General features: G+C 58.1%; 13 protein-coding genes. 5 read left to right on the top strand and 8 right to left on the bottom strand.

Features of this window, described 5'->3' with window-relative positions:
* Nucleotides 1-185: 185 nt before the first annotated feature.
* From dnaJ to hrcA, 4 genes are all read right to left on the bottom strand, one after another.
* Nucleotides 186-1,331 carry a molecular chaperone DnaJ gene (gene dnaJ / locus RUM_RS01680; protein WP_041326483.1) on the bottom strand — a complete coding sequence of 382 codons (1,146 nt, stop codon included), beginning with the start codon at nt 1,329-1,331 and terminating at the stop codon, nt 186-188.
* 159 nt (nt 1,332-1,490) lie between these two features.
* Nucleotides 1,491-3,347, bottom strand: a complete 1,857-nt coding sequence (dnaK, locus tag RUM_RS01675) for a molecular chaperone DnaK (RefSeq protein ID WP_015557493.1) — start codon at nt 3,345-3,347, stop codon at nt 1,491-1,493.
* Between the two features lie 72 nt (nt 3,348-3,419).
* The gene (gene grpE, locus RUM_RS01670; protein WP_015557492.1) at nt 3,420-4,010 is read right to left on the bottom strand and encodes a nucleotide exchange factor GrpE; all 591 of its coding nucleotides are present in this window, start codon (nt 4,008-4,010) and stop codon (nt 3,420-3,422) included.
* Between the two features lie 19 nt (nt 4,011-4,029).
* Nucleotides 4,030-5,061, bottom strand: a complete 1,032-nt coding sequence (hrcA, locus tag RUM_RS01665) for a heat-inducible transcriptional repressor HrcA (protein WP_015557491.1) — start codon at nt 5,059-5,061, stop codon at nt 4,030-4,032.
* A gap of 203 nt (nt 5,062-5,264) precedes the next feature.
* Here hrcA and RUM_RS01660 point away from each other — a divergent pair, with 203 nt between their 5' ends.
* The 5 genes from RUM_RS01660 (at nt 5,265) to RUM_RS01640 (ending at nt 12,093) form a co-directional block, all read left to right on the top strand.
* Nucleotides 5,265-5,792 carry a MarR family winged helix-turn-helix transcriptional regulator gene (locus RUM_RS01660; protein ID WP_015557490.1) on the top strand — a complete coding sequence of 176 codons (528 nt, stop codon included), beginning with the start codon at nt 5,265-5,267 and terminating at the stop codon, nt 5,790-5,792.
* 98 nt (nt 5,793-5,890) lie between these two features.
* A complete protein-coding gene (polA, locus tag RUM_RS01655; RefSeq protein WP_015557489.1) occupies nt 5,891-8,446 on the top strand; it encodes a DNA polymerase I in 2,556 nt (851 codons plus the stop codon).
* Nucleotides 8,430-8,885: a ribosomal protein S18-alanine N-acetyltransferase gene (gene rimI, locus RUM_RS01650; protein WP_015557488.1), complete on the top strand. Its 456-nt coding sequence runs from the start codon at nt 8,430-8,432 to the stop codon at nt 8,883-8,885. The genes polA and rimI overlap by 17 nt, the downstream gene beginning before the upstream one ends.
* A 6-nt stretch (nt 8,886-8,891) precedes the next feature.
* Nucleotides 8,892-9,917, top strand: a complete 1,026-nt coding sequence (gene tsaD / locus RUM_RS01645) for a tRNA (adenosine(37)-N6)-threonylcarbamoyltransferase complex transferase subunit TsaD (protein ID WP_015557487.1) — start codon at nt 8,892-8,894, stop codon at nt 9,915-9,917.
* A gap of 274 nt (nt 9,918-10,191) precedes the next feature.
* Nucleotides 10,192-12,093 (top strand): endo-1,4-beta-xylanase, encoded by a 1,902-nt coding sequence (locus tag RUM_RS01640; RefSeq protein WP_015557486.1) that lies wholly within the window; start codon nt 10,192-10,194, stop codon nt 12,091-12,093.
* 77 nt (nt 12,094-12,170) lie between these two features.
* Here RUM_RS01640 and RUM_RS01635 read toward each other — a convergent pair whose 3' ends face one another.
* From RUM_RS01635 to RUM_RS01620, 4 genes are read right to left on the bottom strand one after another with little or no spacing between them, the layout of a single operon-like run.
* Entirely contained in the window at nt 12,171-13,340 is a 1,170-nt protein-coding gene (locus RUM_RS01635; protein WP_015557485.1) for a nucleotidyltransferase domain-containing protein, read from the bottom strand.
* Between the two features lie 3 nt (nt 13,341-13,343).
* Nucleotides 13,344-13,784 (bottom strand): S24/S26 family peptidase, encoded by a 441-nt coding sequence (locus RUM_RS01630; protein WP_015557484.1) that lies wholly within the window; start codon nt 13,782-13,784, stop codon nt 13,344-13,346.
* Nucleotides 13,777-14,037 carry a PqqD family protein gene (locus RUM_RS01625; RefSeq protein ID WP_015557483.1) on the bottom strand — a complete coding sequence of 87 codons (261 nt, stop codon included), beginning with the start codon at nt 14,035-14,037 and terminating at the stop codon, nt 13,777-13,779. Before RUM_RS01625 ends, RUM_RS01630 begins: the two co-directional genes overlap by 8 nt.
* Nucleotides 14,034-14,777: a hypothetical protein gene (locus RUM_RS01620; protein ID WP_015557482.1), complete on the bottom strand. Its 744-nt coding sequence runs from the start codon at nt 14,775-14,777 to the stop codon at nt 14,034-14,036. Before RUM_RS01620 ends, RUM_RS01625 begins: the two co-directional genes overlap by 4 nt.
* Nucleotides 14,778-15,304: the final 527 nt, after the last annotated feature.

Raw genomic sequence — 15,304 nt, 5'->3', positions numbered from 1 at the left:
TAAAACCGTACTGCGTATCCGCAGCACGCAGAGCATCAAAAACAAGTCGCAAGCAGGCGGTCACTCAAAAAGCAGAACGGCAAAGTGTGCCCAGCACGCAGAGCATAAAAGACAAGCCCGGAAAAGATGGTCACCCGGAAAAGCACACAAAAAGCGCCGCCTCCCAGCCGGAGACGGCGCTTGCATTATTTCGCATCAAACAAGCCCTTCAGCTTTTCAAAAAAGGACTGTCGCTTGGCATAATTCTTGTCGCTGAGGGAATCCTCGAACGCCTTCAGCAGATCCTTCTGCTTCTTGGTCAGATTCTTGGGCACTTCCACGACTACCTTCACATACTGGTCGCCGTTGTCCGTCCGATGGAGCCGGCGCACACCCTTGCCCCTGAGCCGGAACACGGTGCCGGTCTGGGTACCCTCGCCCACATGGTACTTGACATGCCCGTCAATGGTGGGCACCGTGATATCGTCCCCCATGACCGCCTGGGTGTAGGTAATGGGGATCTCGCAGTGTACATCGTAGCCGTCCCGGACAAAGAGGGGATGGGGACGCACATTGATGACCACGTTCAGGTTGCCGCTGGGGCCGCCGTTGATGCCTGCATCACCCTGGCCGGACACCCGGAGGGTCTGACCGTTGTCGATGCCCGCAGGCACATCCACGTTGATGGTCTTTGCCACCCGTACCCGGCCTGCGCCCTTGCACTTGCTGCAGGGATTGCTGATGACCTTGCCCTTGCCGCCGCAGTGGGGACAGGTCTTGGTCTGGGCGATCATGCCGAAGGGGGTGCGCTGATTGATCTTCACCGTGCCCCTGCCATGGCAGTCCGGGCATACCTCCGGAGAGGAACCGGCCGCCGCACCGGTACCGGCACAGTCTGCACAGCGTTCCATTCGCTGGACCTTCACTTCTGCACGCATACCCTTGCACGCCTGCATAAAGTCAATATTCAGCCCCACGTTCACATCCTTGCCCTGTCTGGGGACATTGGCACTGGAGCTGCGGGAGCCGCCGAATACGCCGCCAAAGAGATTCTCGAAGATATCTCCCATGTCGGCAAAGCCGCCCTGCATGCCACCCATACCGCCCATGCCGCCGTAGCTGGGATCCACACCGGCGTGACCGAACTGGTCATATTTCTGACGCTTCTCCGGGTCGGAAAGCACCTCGTATGCCTCGGTGACCTCCTTGAACTTTTCCTCGCATTCCTTATCGCCCGGATGCAGATCAGGGTGGTACTTTCGTGCCATGGCGCGGTACGCTTTTTTGATCGCTTCCTCGTCAGCGTCCTTCTGCACGCCGAGCACTTCATAATAATCTCGTTTTTCAGCCATAATTCCGGTCATGCGTTCCCTTCAGGGAATGCATATCTCCTTTCACGAAAATACATGATGCCTCGACGCAGCTGCTGACGCCCTCCGCCGCCGTCCATGTACGGAGACAGGGCGGAAACCAGGTCCGCCCATGTTCTCTATTCCTATTGTAGCATATGCTTACGCTTCTGTAAAGTCTGCGTCTACCACGTCGCCGTCATCGCCGCCCGGATTGCTGCTGCCGCCGTTCATGCCGCCCATGTTGCCCATGTTGCCCATGTCCGGCTGACCCTGTGCTGCGCCTGCCTGCTGATATACCTTGCCGGACAGGTCGTAGAATGCCTTTTGCAGCTCCTCGGTCTTTGCCTTGATCTCCTCGGTATTGTCAGTCTTGAGGGCTTCCTTCAGTGCATTGCACTTTTCGGTGATGGGCGCCTTGTCCGCATCGGTTACCTTGTCGCCGAAGTCGGTCATTGCCTTCTCGCACTGGAACACCAGGTTCTCGCCGTTGTTCTTGGCATCCACTGCCTCACGGCGCTTCTTGTCCTCCTCCGCATACTTCTCAGCGTCCTTGACAGCCTTGTCAATGTCAGCCTCGCTCATGTTGGTGGAAGCGGTGATGGAGATATTCTGCTCCTTGCCGGTGCCAAGATCCTTTGCGGAAACGTGTACGATGCCGTTTGCATCGATATCAAAGGTTACCTCGATCTGGGGGATACCACGGGGCGCCGGTGCAATGCCATCCAGACGGAAGGTGCCAAGCTGCTTGTTGTCCCGTGCGAATTCACGCTCGCCCTGGAGTACGTTGATATCCACCGCAGGCTGGTTGTCTGCATAGGTGGAGAACACCTGGGTCTTCTTGGTGGGGATGGTGGTGTTTCTGGGGATCATCTTGGTGCATACGCCGCCGGCAGTTTCAATACCCAGAGAAAGCGGAGTAACATCCAGCAGTAGCAGACCTTCCTTTACGTCGCCGCCCAGGACGCCGCCCTGGTATGCTGCACCCAGTGCTACGCACTCATCCGGGTTGATGCCCTTGAAGGGATCCTTGCCGATCTTCTGCTTTACAGCTTCCTGCACCGCCGGGATTCTGGAGGAGCCGCCTACCAGCAGCACCTTATCCAGATCGGAGGCCTTCAGACCGCTGTCATGCAGCGCCTGATCTACCGGGCCCATGGTTGCCTGTACCAGATCCGCAGTCAGCTCATTGAACTTTGCCTGGGACAGGGTCAGATCCAGATGCTTCGGACCGGTTGCGTCTGCGGTAATGAAGGGCAGGTTGATGTTGGAGGAAGGTGTGGAGGACAGCTCGATCTTTGCCTTCTCTGCGGCTTCCTTCAGTCTCTGCATTGCCATCTTGTCGCCGGTCAGGTCAATGCCCTCTGCCTTCTTGAACTCGGAGGTCATCCAGTCAATGATCCGCTGGTCAAAGTCATCGCCGCCCAGGTGGTTGTTGCCGGCAGTTGCCAGAACCTCTGTAACCCCGTCGCCCATGTCGATGATGGATACATCGAAGGTACCGCCGCCCAGGTCGAATACCATGATCTTCTGCTCCTCTTCCTTGTCGATGCCGTAGGACAGAGCCGCAGCAGTAGGCTCGTTGATGATTCTCTTGACGGTCAGCCCTGCGATCTGACCTGCGTCCTTGGTTGCCTGACGCTGGCTGTCGGTGAAGTATGCGGGAACGGTGATAACCGCCTCGGAAACCTTCTCGCCCAGGTATGCCTCAGCGTCTGCCTTCAGCTTTTGCAGGATCATAGCGGAGATCTCCTGGGGCGTGTAGGACTTGCCCTCGATCTCTACCTTGTAGTTGGAGCCCATGTGACGCTTGATGGAGCTTACGGTCTTATCCGGGTTGGTGATAGCCTGGCGCTTTGCCACCTGACCTACCAGACGCTCGCCGTTCTTGGAGAATGCCACAACGGACGGGGTGGTTCTTGCACCCTCAGCGTTGGGGATTACCACTGCATTGCCGCCTTCCATAACGGCTACGCAGGAGTTGGTTGTACCAAGGTCGATACCAATAATTTTTGCCATAATAAATCTTCCTCTCTATGCTTTCTGTTCTGATAAAGATAGTTTACTCGGTTTTGGATGTTTCATCCGGGGCTACTGGGCAACTGCCACCATTGCGTGGCGGATCACCCGATCCCCGATCAGATAGCCCTTCTGGAATACCTGACACACCATGCCTTCTTCGTATTCCGTATCCGCCGCCTGCTTGATGGCGTGGTGGAAATTCGGATCAAAGGGAGTTCCCAGAGCTTCCATTTCCCGGACGCCCAGCTTCTTGAGCGCCTCGTTGAGCTGTGTATAGATCTTTTCCATGCCGGTCTTGTAGGCTTCATCCGTACAAGCAGCCTCCAGCGCCAGGGAAAAGCTGTCCAGCGCCGGCAGCAGGGTTTCCACCGCTGCGGCAGTGGCATGGGAATAGGTCTCGGTCTTTTCCTTTGCAGTGCGCTTGCGGTAGTTGTCGTATTCGGCGTACAGCCGCAGGTACTTGTCCTTTTCCGCCGCCAGTTGCTCCGCCGGATCCGGTTCCGTCCTGGTCTGCTTGATCTCCGGCTGCTCTGCCTGTTCCGGCTGGGAAGCGGATTCCGCCTCCTGCGCTGCCGCAGCTTCCGACTCCGCTGCCTTTGCAGCCTCCTCCGGCTCCTGTCCGGCGGTGGTTTCCTCGGTCAGATCCTGTTCTTTTTTCATCGGTTGCACCCCTTCTGTTCTAATGCTGTCCCGGCTCATGTTCGTCCTCATCGGAAATGAGATCCGTCAGCTTTTGTGTGAAATATTCAATATAGGGAATGATCTTTGCGTAATTGATCCGCATCGGCCCGATGACCCCCAGCGCACCGGCAGGCTGATTGCCCTTCTGGTACTTGGATACGATCATACTGGAATTGCCGATGACGAAATTATTGCTCTCCTGGCTGAAGAGCACCTGCACGCCGCTGAATGCGTCATCCAGCAGAGGGATCACGGTGTCCGTGTGCTCCATGAACTGGACGATATCCATTTTTTCAAGCTCGCTGCAGGTTAAAAGGTTCCGTGCGCCGCTGACGGTGACTTCCTTCTGCTTCAGATCCCGGGACAATTCATACAGTCCCTGTACCAAAGGGGAAAGGGTGGTCATATATGCGCCCAGTGCGGCGATCAGATCCTGGAGCCGCTGTTCGGACAGATCCTCAACGGATACGCCCTCCAGGTTCTCCTCCATATAATGTGTGAAAAATTCAAGCTGCTCATTGCTCAGATCAAACTCCAGCCGACAGGCTTTGTTTTTGATGCTGCCGTTGGATGTAATCAGCAGGATCACATACAGCCGCTTGCCGGTGGGGATTACCTCCACCTTGGAGATGATGGAAAACTTCGGTGCTGCATTGGTCACTACCGCTGCGCATTGGGTCAGCTCCGCAAGGGCTGTGCCTGCGCTCTGGATCAGCAGCTCCTCGGTCAGAGCACCCTGCGCCTCCAGCATATCGTCCAGCCGCTGCCGCTCCTTTTCGGAAAGCGCCTCGGTGGTCATCAGCTTGTCGATGTAGAGCCGATAGCCGTTGAAGGTGGGGATTCTGCCGGCGGAGGTGTGGGGCTGTTCCAGCAGTCCTAACTGCTCCAGTACCGCCATGTCGTTGCGCACCGTTGCCGCAGAAACATTGATATGAGGCAGTGCAGCGATGGTCTTGGAACCGACGGGCTCGCCGGTCTGCACATATTCATCCACGACAGCAGCCAGAATTTTCAGCTTGCGGTCGTCCATAGCCTCACTCCTTCTTTCAAGTTAGCACCCGTCCGGATGCTCTGTTAGCACTCTATCTATCCGAGTGCTAAATATAAGATACCACGCCCGCACCATGTTGTCAAGTGGTTTTTGCATTTTCAGCGTTTTGCACAAATGATATCTTATTTTTTGTGCATGTTTGTTGTTTTTGCTCCTGCCGCATTGACAAATCAGGGGGGGATATGGTACGATTAAAGGAACTGAACCCGGAACCCATCCGGCAATGTACTATTATAAAGCAGAAAGGCAGGTGCAGCCCTGTGGAGGTAGAGTCCCTGGAGGTGGAGTGGATCGCCGTACTGGATCGGTTCAACAAGCTCAACGCCCGCTATAAGGTGGAGGGGCTGCCCCGGCCGGAGTTCATGCTGCTGCATCTGATCGCAAAAAGCCCCAGCGGCGCCGTAAAGATCTCGGAGCTTGCCGCCGCCCTGGAGGTCACCACCCCGGCAGTGTCCAAGCTGCTGAAATCCCTGGAGGAAAAGTGCGCCGTCTCCCGGGTCAGCGACATTACCGACCGGCGGATCACTTATATCACCATGACCAAGGCGGGCAGGCAGTTGTACGACCGGGCATTGCAGGCACGGCGGCGGATCGGGCTGTCGGTGATGGAACGGATCGGAGAGCAGGCGTACAAGCAACTGTTTGAACAAATGCAGATCCTGTACCAGGCCTTTGAGGATGCCCTCACCGATCAGGACAGCGACATATAGACAGGAGCCGGGCTTCTGTCTTTTTTTATGGACAAATGGGGCGCCCTTGTGGTATACTATAAATATATATAATAGAAAAATCGATGGAGGAACAGTCTATGACTCTGCTGGCAATTGACGGCAACAGCATCCTGAACCGGGCGTTTTACGGCATCCGTATGCTCACAAGCAGCAAGGGTGTGCCCACCAACGCCCTGTTCGGGTTTTTCAACATCTACCTGAAGGAGGCGGCACAGGTGCAGCCGGATGGGGTGGCGGTGGCGTTTGACCTGCGGAGTCCCACCTTCCGGCATAAGGCGGTGGCATCCTACAAAGCCAACCGGAAGGGCATGCCGGAGGAGCTGGCACAGCAGCTTGCCCCGGTGAAGGAGCTGCTGCGGGGCATGGGCGTCACCGTGCTGGAGGCAGAGGGCTTTGAGGCGGACGACATTCTGGGCACCCTTGCCCGGATCTGTACGGAGCATGGAGAGGACTGCGTGATCCTCACCGGAGACCGGGACAGCCTCCAATTGGTGGGGGAGCATGTGCGGGTGGATCTTGCCACCAACAAGGAGACCATTCCCTATACGGAGGAGCGATTCCGGGAGGAGTATGGGTTTGCCCCGGTGCATCTGATCGATCTGAAGGCGCTGATGGGGGACAGCTCCGACAACATCAAGGGGGTACCGGGCATCGGCCCGAAAACCGCCACGGGACTGATCCAGACCTATGGCACCATTGAGGAGTTGTACGCCCATCTGGACGAGGCAGGGCTGACCAAAGGGGCATACGCCAAGCTGTCCGGGGGGAAGGCATCCGCAGAGGAAAGCAAGTGGCTTGCCTCCATCGTAAAGGATGCCCCCATTCCCCAGGATCCGGCAGCGTACCGGCTGAAGGAGCCGGACAAGGAGAGCGTATCCGCCCTGCTGACGGAGCTGGAGCTGTTCAAGCTGCTGGACAAGCTGAAGCTGGAGGCTGCCCCGGTACAAAGCAAACCGGAGCCGGACGCCCCGGCGATCTCCTTGTGCAAAGTGGTGCAGCCCTTTGACCGGAGCATGCTGGACGGCTTGACAGACCGGGAACAGCCGGTGGATTTCCTGCTCCGGGAGGATACCTTATATATCCACACGGGCACATGCATCTGCACCACCCGGGAACAGGGGCTGATCCTGGCGTTTCTGGCATCCGGCTGCAAAAAGCGCAGCTTTGACGCAAAGCCTGTGTACCGGTATGCCTTTGCGGCAGACAGCGGCTTGACGGGACTGTGCTTTGACGGCGCCATTGCCGCATACCTGCACGAAGCCACCAAGGCATCCTACGAGATCCCGGCGCTGTGCCGCAGCTTCCACCTGCCCTACGAGGAAGACATGGGGGATACGGCGGACATTGCCGCCCTGCCCGGGCTGTGCGATGCTCTGGCGAACAAGCTGGAGGCGGAGGGGCTGACCCGGCTCATGGAGGAGATCGAGCTGCCCCTGGTGGAGGTGCTTGCCTCCATGGAGCATACCGGGGTGCTGGTAGACCAGGATGGAGTGCGCCGGTTCGGGGATGCGCTGTCCGGAGAGATCCGGCAGCTTGAGGAGGAGATCTACACCCTGGCAGGGAAGCAGTTCAACATTGCCTCCCCCAAGCAGTTGGGGCAGGTACTGTTTGAGGATCTGGAGATCCCCCATCCCCAGGGGAAGAAAAAAACCAAAACCGGCAGCTTTTCCACCAACGCAGAGGTGCTGGAAAAGCTCCGGGGCGCATACCCCATCGTGAGTCTGATCCTCCGGTACCGGCAGCTAACCAAGCTGAATTCCACCTATGTGGCAGGGCTGCTGAAAACCGTTGCCCCGGACGGGCGGATCCACACCTGCTTCAAGCAGACCGAGACCCGTACCGGCAGAATTTCCTCCACGGAACCGAATATGCAGAACATTCCGGTACGCACGGAGCTGGGCAAGGAAATGCGGAAGTTTTTCGTAGCCCCCCGGGGGCGGATCCTGCTGGATGCGGACTACAGCCAGATCGAGCTGCGGATCCTGGCAAATCTCTGTGAGGACGCAAACATGCAGCAGGCGTTCCTGAGCGGTGCGGACATTCATGCTTCCACGGCGGCGCAGGTGTTCGGGGTGCCCCGGGAGGCAGTGACCCCCCAGATGCGGAGCGCAGCCAAGGCGGTGAACTTCGGCATCATCTACGGCATCGGGGCATACTCCCTGTCCCAGGACATCGGGGTATCCGTCCGGGAGGCGGATCGCTACATCAAGCGATATCTGGAGAACTTCCCCAGGGTGGAGCAGTTTATGACCCGCATTGTGGAGGATGCGGAACGCACCGGCTTTGTATCCACCCTGTTCGGCAGACGCCGGGAGGTGCCGGAATTAAAGAGCCACAACAAGATCCAGCAGGCGGCAGGCAGGCGCATCGCCATGAACACCCCCATCCAGGGCACGGCGGCGGACATCATCAAGATCGCCATGATCCGGGTGTACCGGCGGCTTGCCAGGGAGCAACTGGACGCAAGGCTGATTTTACAGGTGCACGATGAGCTGATCGTAGAAGCCGCAGTACAGGACGCTGACCGGGCGGCGGTGATCCTCCGGGAGGAGATGGAGCATGCCTGGGACATGGCAGTGCCCCTGACAGCGGAGGTTGGAAAGGGAGAGAGCTGGTATGCCGCAAAGGGATGAGACCATCCTGCTGATGGAGGCGTGCCATGTGGCACAGGTGGCAGCCATTGAGCAGGCGTGCTTTTCCGAGCCATGGAGCGAGGCTGCCTTCCGGTCGGAGCTGACCAATCCCCAGGCGCTGACCCTGGTTGCCCTCCGGGAAGGACAGGTTGCCGGATTTGTGAACATCGCCTTTGCGGCAGAAACGGCGGACATCAACACGGTGGCGGTAGGGGCAGCCTATCGGCGGCAGGGCATCGGAAAACGGCTGCTGCTTGCCATGGAGGCATGGATGGAGGGGCAGGTTTCCTCCTACTTTTTGGAGGTGCGGCAGAGCAATGCCCCTGCCATCGCCCTGTATCAGTCCCTGGGATACCGGCAGGTGGGGGTGCGCCCCCGGTATTATCACAAGCCGGATGAGGACGGACTGCTCATGCGGAAAGATGTAGAAAAAGGATGATCTGACATGTATATATTGGGAATTGAAAGCTCCTGTGACGAAACCGCTGCCAGCGTAGCGGTGGACGGCAGGGATATCCGCTCCAACGTGGTGTCCTCCCAGATCGAGGAGCACAAGCTGTACGGCGGCGTGGTACCGGAGATCGCCTCCCGGCGGCACTGCGAGAATGTGCTGGGGGTGGTACGGCAGGCGCTGCGGGATGCGGAGGTGACCCTGGAGCAGATCGACGCCATTGCAGTGACCTATGCGCCGGGGCTGATCGGAGCACTGCTGGTGGGGGTCAGCTTTGCAAAGGGGCTTGCCATGGCAACGGGAAAGCCCTTGGTGCCGGTGCATCACATTTCCGGGCACATTGCCGCCAACTACATTGCCCACCCCAGCCTGGAGCCGCCCTATCTGTGTCTGGTGGCAAGCGGCGGTCACAGCCATATCATCGAGGTGCGGAGCCATACGGAATTCCGGGTCATCGGCAGAACCCGGGACGATGCGGCAGGGGAATGCTTTGACAAATGCGCACGGGTGCTGGGATTCCCCTATCCGGGAGGGGTGCACATTGACCGTGCCGCCAGGGAGGGGAATCCGGAGGGATATGCCCTGCCCCGTCCCACCGTGGCAGGCAGTGCCTATGATATGAGCTTTTCCGGGCTGAAAACCGCAGTCATCAATCTTGCCCACAACGCCAGGCAAAAGGGGGAGTCCCTCCGGTCGGCGGATCTTGCCGCCAGCGTACAGCACCGGATCGCCGGGATGCTGACAGAAAAGACCATGGCGGCGGCAAGGGATCTGGGGTACCGTGCCATTGCGGCAGCAGGGGGCGTCTGCGCCAATACCGGGGTGCGGCAGGCACTGACGGAGGCGTGTGACAAAGCCGGGTATACCTTATATATGCCGCCCCTGTCCCTGTGCGGCGACAACGGAGCTATGATCGCCTGCCAGGGGTATTTCAACTACCTTGCCGGCATGCGGGGCGGCCCGGAGCTGAACGCCATTGCCACTCTGTCCATCGAGGATATCGGGGAGAGACTGAAATAACGAACAGAGCATGCGGCACGCATGCTCTTTTTTGCATGCAGGGCTTGCCTGTGGCAGTGAGACATAAAGAAGCTCCGGCAAAATCACCAAAAACGGTGGGGGAAAATGATGCAAATCCACGTTGACAGTATCGGCGAAATGTGGTAAAATAGCCATGTTAGGCAGTCGAGGGGACCGCCGGCAAGGACGATGCCGCACACATATGCAGATTGGCACCGCCGCAAATCATGCGCAGACTGAACCGCTGCGCCAAAAAACAGGGAGGTTACACACCATGAGCAAAGCCATCACGAAAAAGCTGTTGGCAGGACTGACCAGTGCAGCCATGCTGGCAACCGCCACTGCAGTCAACCTGACCGCAGTACCCGCCGCAACTGCGGCAGACGCCAAGGTAATCTACAGCACCGACTTTGAGGGGGACAGCTTCGACTTCACCCGCAGAGGCGAGGACGAGACCCTGGAGCTGACCACCGAGCAGGCACACGGAGGCAGTCAGTCCTTGTGCGTCAGCACCCGTGCAAAAAACTGGAACGGGCCCCAGCTAGCGCTGGACAATCTGATCGAAGCCAACACCGAATATGTAGTCAACGCCTACGCTATGACGCCCTGGTACGCAACCCTGACCCTCAGCATGCAGTACACGGACGCTGACGGCAATATTCACTACGGCAACATTCTGGGACAGGTGAGCCAGGGCGAGTGGACTGCCTATGAAAACGTGAAATTCAGCTTCCCGGCAGACACCACCGACTGGTATCTGTACTTTGAGGCAAGCGATGCAAGCGTCAACATCTATGTGGACGATTTCACCATTACAGAGGCTCCCGAGGTGGAGTTAGAGGATATCGCTTCCCTGGCGGACGTATACCGGCCCTACTTCAAGATCGGTACTGCTATCGGATCCTCCAACCTGGCATCCAAGCCCTTCATGGGACTGGTGGAAAGGCACTTTAATGAAAGTATCACCTTCGGCAACGAGCTGAAGCCGGATTTCGTCCTGGACAAGGCGGCTACCCTTGCCTATATGGAGGCAAATGACGGGGATCAGACCAACCCCCAGATCTCTCTGACCAACGCAAAGGCACTGCTCAACTACTGCCGGGACAACAACATTCCCGTCAGAGGGCATACCCTGGTATGGCACAGCCAGACTCCGGACTGGTTCTTCAAGGAGAATTTCAGCGACGACGGAGACTGGGTATCCAAGGAAGTCATGATCCAGCGTATGGAAAATTACATCAAGAACGTGATGGAAGCCCTGGCTGAGCAGTATCCCACTGTGGATTTCTACGCTTGGGACGTGGTCAATGAAGCTTGGACTGACGGCGGACAGCCCCGTACCGCAGGCTCCAACAACACCACCACCGGCAACTCCGCATGGGTACAGGTGTTCGGAGACAACTCCTTCATTGAGTATGCATTCAAGTTCGCAAGACAGTATGCGCCCGAGGGCTGCAAGCTGTACTACAACGACTACAACGAGTACATTGACGGCAAGACCAACGCCATCTGCGAAATGGCAACGGATCTGAAGGCAAAGGGACTGATCGACGGCATCGGCATGCAGTCCCACCTGGCAACCAACTTCCCCTCCGCAGCACAGTATAAGAAGGCGCTGGCAAAGTTTGCGGCACTGGGTCTGGATATCCAGGTAACAGAGCTGGACATTACCACCAGCGACACCAGCGAGGCAGGTCTGGAAACCCAGGCGCAGGTTTACAGCGATATTATGGACGCACTGGTGGAATATTCCGACAGTATCTCCGCTGTAATCTTCTGGGGCGTTACGGACGACCAGAGCTGGCGTGCAAGTCAGCTGCCCCTGCTGTTCGACAAGGACTTCAAGGCAAAGCCTGCATACTACTCCATCGTGGACGGTCTGGAGCCGGTAACCACCGCTCCCCAGGATACCACCACAACTACCACTACGACCACAACCACTGCTGCAACCACTGCGCCCAGCGGCGATTTCCTGGCAGGAGACGTGGACTGCAACGGCGTGGTAGAGATCAATGACGCAGTGCTTCTGGCTCGTTATGTAGCGCAGGATGACACCGTGAAGATCACGGTACAGGGCGTTGCAAACGGAGACTACAACCAGGACGGCAGTGTGGATTCCACTGACATTACCGCAGTTTGCCGCCAGTTGGCACATCTGACGGACGAGGACGCATAAGTCCTGTTCCACCCCACACACAAAGCGGACTGTTCCTTTCGGAGCAGTCCGCTGTTTTTTTGTGGGAAGCCAGCATGTCAATCCCGCTTCTGGGAACTCTGCTTTTGCAGGGTCTTGGTTTCCTGCTGTACACGGCGGCGGCGGCGGGGATCCAGCAGCATCCGGAACAACCGGTACACCCCGAAAAAGGGCCGTGCCCACACATGCCTGACGCAGAAGGGCGCATAGGTTCGGTAATATGCCTCCCCGGGAAAAAGCCGATGCCAAAGGTATCGTTTTTTGTCCGGAGCGGCAGGATCCATGTGCATCTGCTGCATCCGGGCGGCAGTCATGTTCTCCCCCCAGCGCTGCCTGGTGCCGTAGGTGCCGGAGGAGATGAAGTAGGCAAGCTGCCGGGATTCCTCCTCTGTCAGGGTACGCTGGGGCGCATCCAGAAGCGCCAGGCTCAGACTCCGGCTTTCCGCTTCAAAATCCGTCAGTCCCAGAAGCTTCAGCTCCCGGCGGATGTAAGCCCAATCCAGAGCATCCCCATGCTTTTGCAGAAATACCCAACAGTCCAGCAGATGCCGCAATCCTGTGCCTCCGCCGGAGTAATGCTTATAGGCGTGGGCAAGGAAGTACAGGTAGAAATCCTCCTGGGTCATAGCGTACAGATACCCCTGCCGGCTGCACCGCCGGAGCATGTCTCCGTAGTAGGCATAGGCGTAGGTGCTGTGGGGATCAAACAGCCGGGTATGCAGCTCGTAGTGATACACCGGGGGCTTCTGGTATACATCCTCGTGGCTTTTTCCCACCTTCACGGCGGTGTATCCCCGGGAAATCATAAAATCCCGCACCTGCTGCTGACAGGCACTGTCGTAGAGAATGTCATTGTCGGACATTTGCCGCATGCCCAGCACCGGGTAGCAGTCCTTTAAAATCACGCCCTTGAGTGGCATGTGCCAGATGTGGTTTGCATCCAGAAAGCGAAACAGCTCCTGCCGTCCTGCATCCAGCAGCAGCACCTTTCGCACTGCCTTGTCCCGGATGGTTTTCAGGGCGGCGGCATCCTCCGGAGAAAGCCGCTCCAGCAAGCCTGCATGCTCAAAGCTCATGCATGTCATTGCGCCCAGGGTATGCTGCTGTGCCAGAGACAGCATGGGACGCAGCTGCATCTGTTCCAGCCGTGCCGGGTCACAGGGAATGTCCCGGAGCCGACAGCTGAACAAATAGAACAGATCCCGGGCGGCGGTAATGGTCTGCTCCATGGGCTACCCTCCTTGCAAATGGCGTTTTTTCCGGCGCAGCCAATCCCGGAGCCGCAGCACCGGCAGGCGCAGAGGATACAACCCCACCCACAGCCGCCCATAGAGCCGCATGGAGGGGGCGGTCATGGGGATCGTCCTGCCGTCCCGTTCCAGGGCGGTGAGCACGCCTAAAATCTGGTCATCCGTCACATGCTCCAGTTGGGTACAGTTGTCCCCGCACAGCACATACCCATCCGGCAGCACCCGGACGATCCGGTGCAGCACATACTGACCGGAGGGGCGCTGATACAGGGGAATGTCGTACTTACGCAGCCTGCCGGTGCAGGTGCGGATCACCAGAAGATCCCTGCCCTGCCGGATCAGAGGGCGCATGCTGACTCCCACGTTGGTGTAGACCAGACTGCCGTGGGCGGCAAGCTCCCGGCGGATGGAGGACTCAGTCATCAATGGCACCGATCCGGCGCAGCTGCTCCAGAATGTGATCCACATCCCCGGCAATCTGCTCCCTGGGGGCATCATACCGGGCTGTCAGATTCTCAATGATCTGTGCCCGGTCAGCGCCCTTCGCCAGACAGTCCAGAATCCGGGCGGCGGTTTTGTTTGTCCGCACCAGTCCGGCAAATGCGGCATTGCCGGTGGATACCACCAGGCACTCCTCCCCATTGTGGTGCAGCAGAAAATCCTTGCTCAGTTTCATGATATGCATCCCTTCATTCCATCATATGCCACCTGCGCCGCCGCCGGATCCAGGTTACACGCCAGCCGGTACAGCCGCACCTGGGTCAGCAGCCTGTCCACCAGCTTCAGGGTCAACCCCAGCGCCGCCGGATCTCCGGGTCGGTACACCTGCTGCAGCAGCAGGGGGTACGCCTCTCCGGAGGAAATGGGGCGAATGGTATTCTCCGCCCCCCGTTCCAGGATGCAGATTGCCTGCAGGGGGGCGGACAGATTTTCCCCAAGCCGATGCTTGCCGTTGTAGGGGGTGCCATAGATCACCGCCCCTGCATCCGTCAGCCCCACCAGAGGCTTGTCGTCGTTGATCATCACCGCCCGGCTGCCGAAGGTCTGCCGCCAGAACCGGGTGTGGGTGGATTTCCCCGTACCGCTTCTGGCGGTGAACAGGTATGCGGCACCGTCCAGCGCAATGGCGGAGCCGTGGATCAGCAGGGTGTCATAGGCAGGCATCCGGTCGGCGATCTGTCGGTACACCGCAAGCTCCTCCAGATATCCCTCCGGAAAGGCACGGGGGGCAATGCCCTGCCGCTGATCCTCCCGGGCGGACTTGTCCCGTTCCCGGTCGATATCCGCCGGGGTGATCCGAATGGTAAAATCCGGCTCTCCTGCATGCCGGTAGGCGGCGCAGTAGGCGTGGACATCCGGGTACTGGCTCTCGATGGCAATGCTCCGCCCGGCGATCCGGTAGGTTCCTGTGTACATGGCTGGCTCCTTTTTTGTAGTTGCCTTTATTTTAGCATAATTCAGGGGAAAAGTAAAGGAGGAAGGAGGTTTTGATCTTTGCGTGACTGTCTGGTTATGGCTTGTCCTTTATGCTCTGGGTGTTGGGGATACGCAGGAGCGTTTTACCTTTGGTGACCTGTTCCTTTTCTGTGTTCTTTTATAATCTGCGTGCTGGGGATGCGCTTTGCTCTTTTGGGGAACCATTTTCTTTTGTGCATTCTATAATGCTCTGCGTGCGCCACATACGCAGTACGGGTTTACCGATGTCTTGGGGAGATGTGTGTTGTTCTATTTGATTAACCGGATGGGTCACGCATGACCCATCTACCGGTGTGCGAGCGACAACCTCTTTGAGAGGGGAGAGAGCGCAGCAAGCTGCTTATTCTCTCCCCTCTCACCGGTTTTCTCTCGCGCTCTCTTTTCCACAGCTCTCCCCTCTCTTGTGGGGAACGGACGAGCTGAACCGTTCCCACGATTTCATGCGCCAGACTGGTTCATTTCCGTTT

Source organism: Ruminococcus champanellensis 18P13 = JCM 17042 (assembly GCF_000210095.1).
Taxonomy (GTDB): Bacteria; Bacillota; Clostridia; order Oscillospirales; family Ruminococcaceae; genus Ruminococcus_F; species Ruminococcus_F champanellensis.
The sequence above is the reverse complement of the archived record's forward strand: the minus strand, read 5'-3'. Positions and strand labels throughout refer to the sequence as shown.

Coding starts and splice junctions, on each gene's coding strand:
- polA (WP_015557489.1), top strand. CDS start 5,891: ATGACTCTGCTGGCAATTGACGGCAACAGCATCCTGAACCGGGCGTTT.
- RUM_RS01630 (WP_015557484.1), bottom strand. CDS start 13,784: ATGACTGAGTCCTCCATCCGCCGGGAGCTTGCCGCCCACGGCAGTCTG.
- RUM_RS01635 (WP_015557485.1), bottom strand. CDS start 13,340: ATGGAGCAGACCATTACCGCCGCCCGGGATCTGTTCTATTTGTTCAGC.
- hrcA (WP_015557491.1), bottom strand. CDS start 5,061: ATGGACGACCGCAAGCTGAAAATTCTGGCTGCTGTCGTGGATGAATAT.
- RUM_RS01660 (WP_015557490.1), top strand. CDS start 5,265: ATGGTACGATTAAAGGAACTGAACCCGGAACCCATCCGGCAATGTACT.
- rimI (WP_015557488.1), top strand. CDS start 8,430: ATGCCGCAAAGGGATGAGACCATCCTGCTGATGGAGGCGTGCCATGTG.
- grpE (WP_015557492.1), bottom strand. CDS start 4,010: ATGAAAAAAGAACAGGATCTGACCGAGGAAACCACCGCCGGACAGGAG.
- tsaD (WP_015557487.1), top strand. CDS start 8,892: ATGTATATATTGGGAATTGAAAGCTCCTGTGACGAAACCGCTGCCAGC.
- RUM_RS01625 (WP_015557483.1), bottom strand. CDS start 14,037: ATGAAACTGAGCAAGGATTTTCTGCTGCACCACAATGGGGAGGAGTGC.
- dnaJ (WP_041326483.1), bottom strand. CDS start 1,331: ATGGCTGAAAAACGAGATTATTATGAAGTGCTCGGCGTGCAGAAGGAC.
- dnaK (WP_015557493.1), bottom strand. CDS start 3,347: ATGGCAAAAATTATTGGTATCGACCTTGGTACAACCAACTCCTGCGTA.
- RUM_RS01620 (WP_015557482.1), bottom strand. CDS start 14,777: ATGTACACAGGAACCTACCGGATCGCCGGGCGGAGCATTGCCATCGAG.
- RUM_RS01640 (WP_015557486.1), top strand. CDS start 10,192: ATGAGCAAAGCCATCACGAAAAAGCTGTTGGCAGGACTGACCAGTGCA.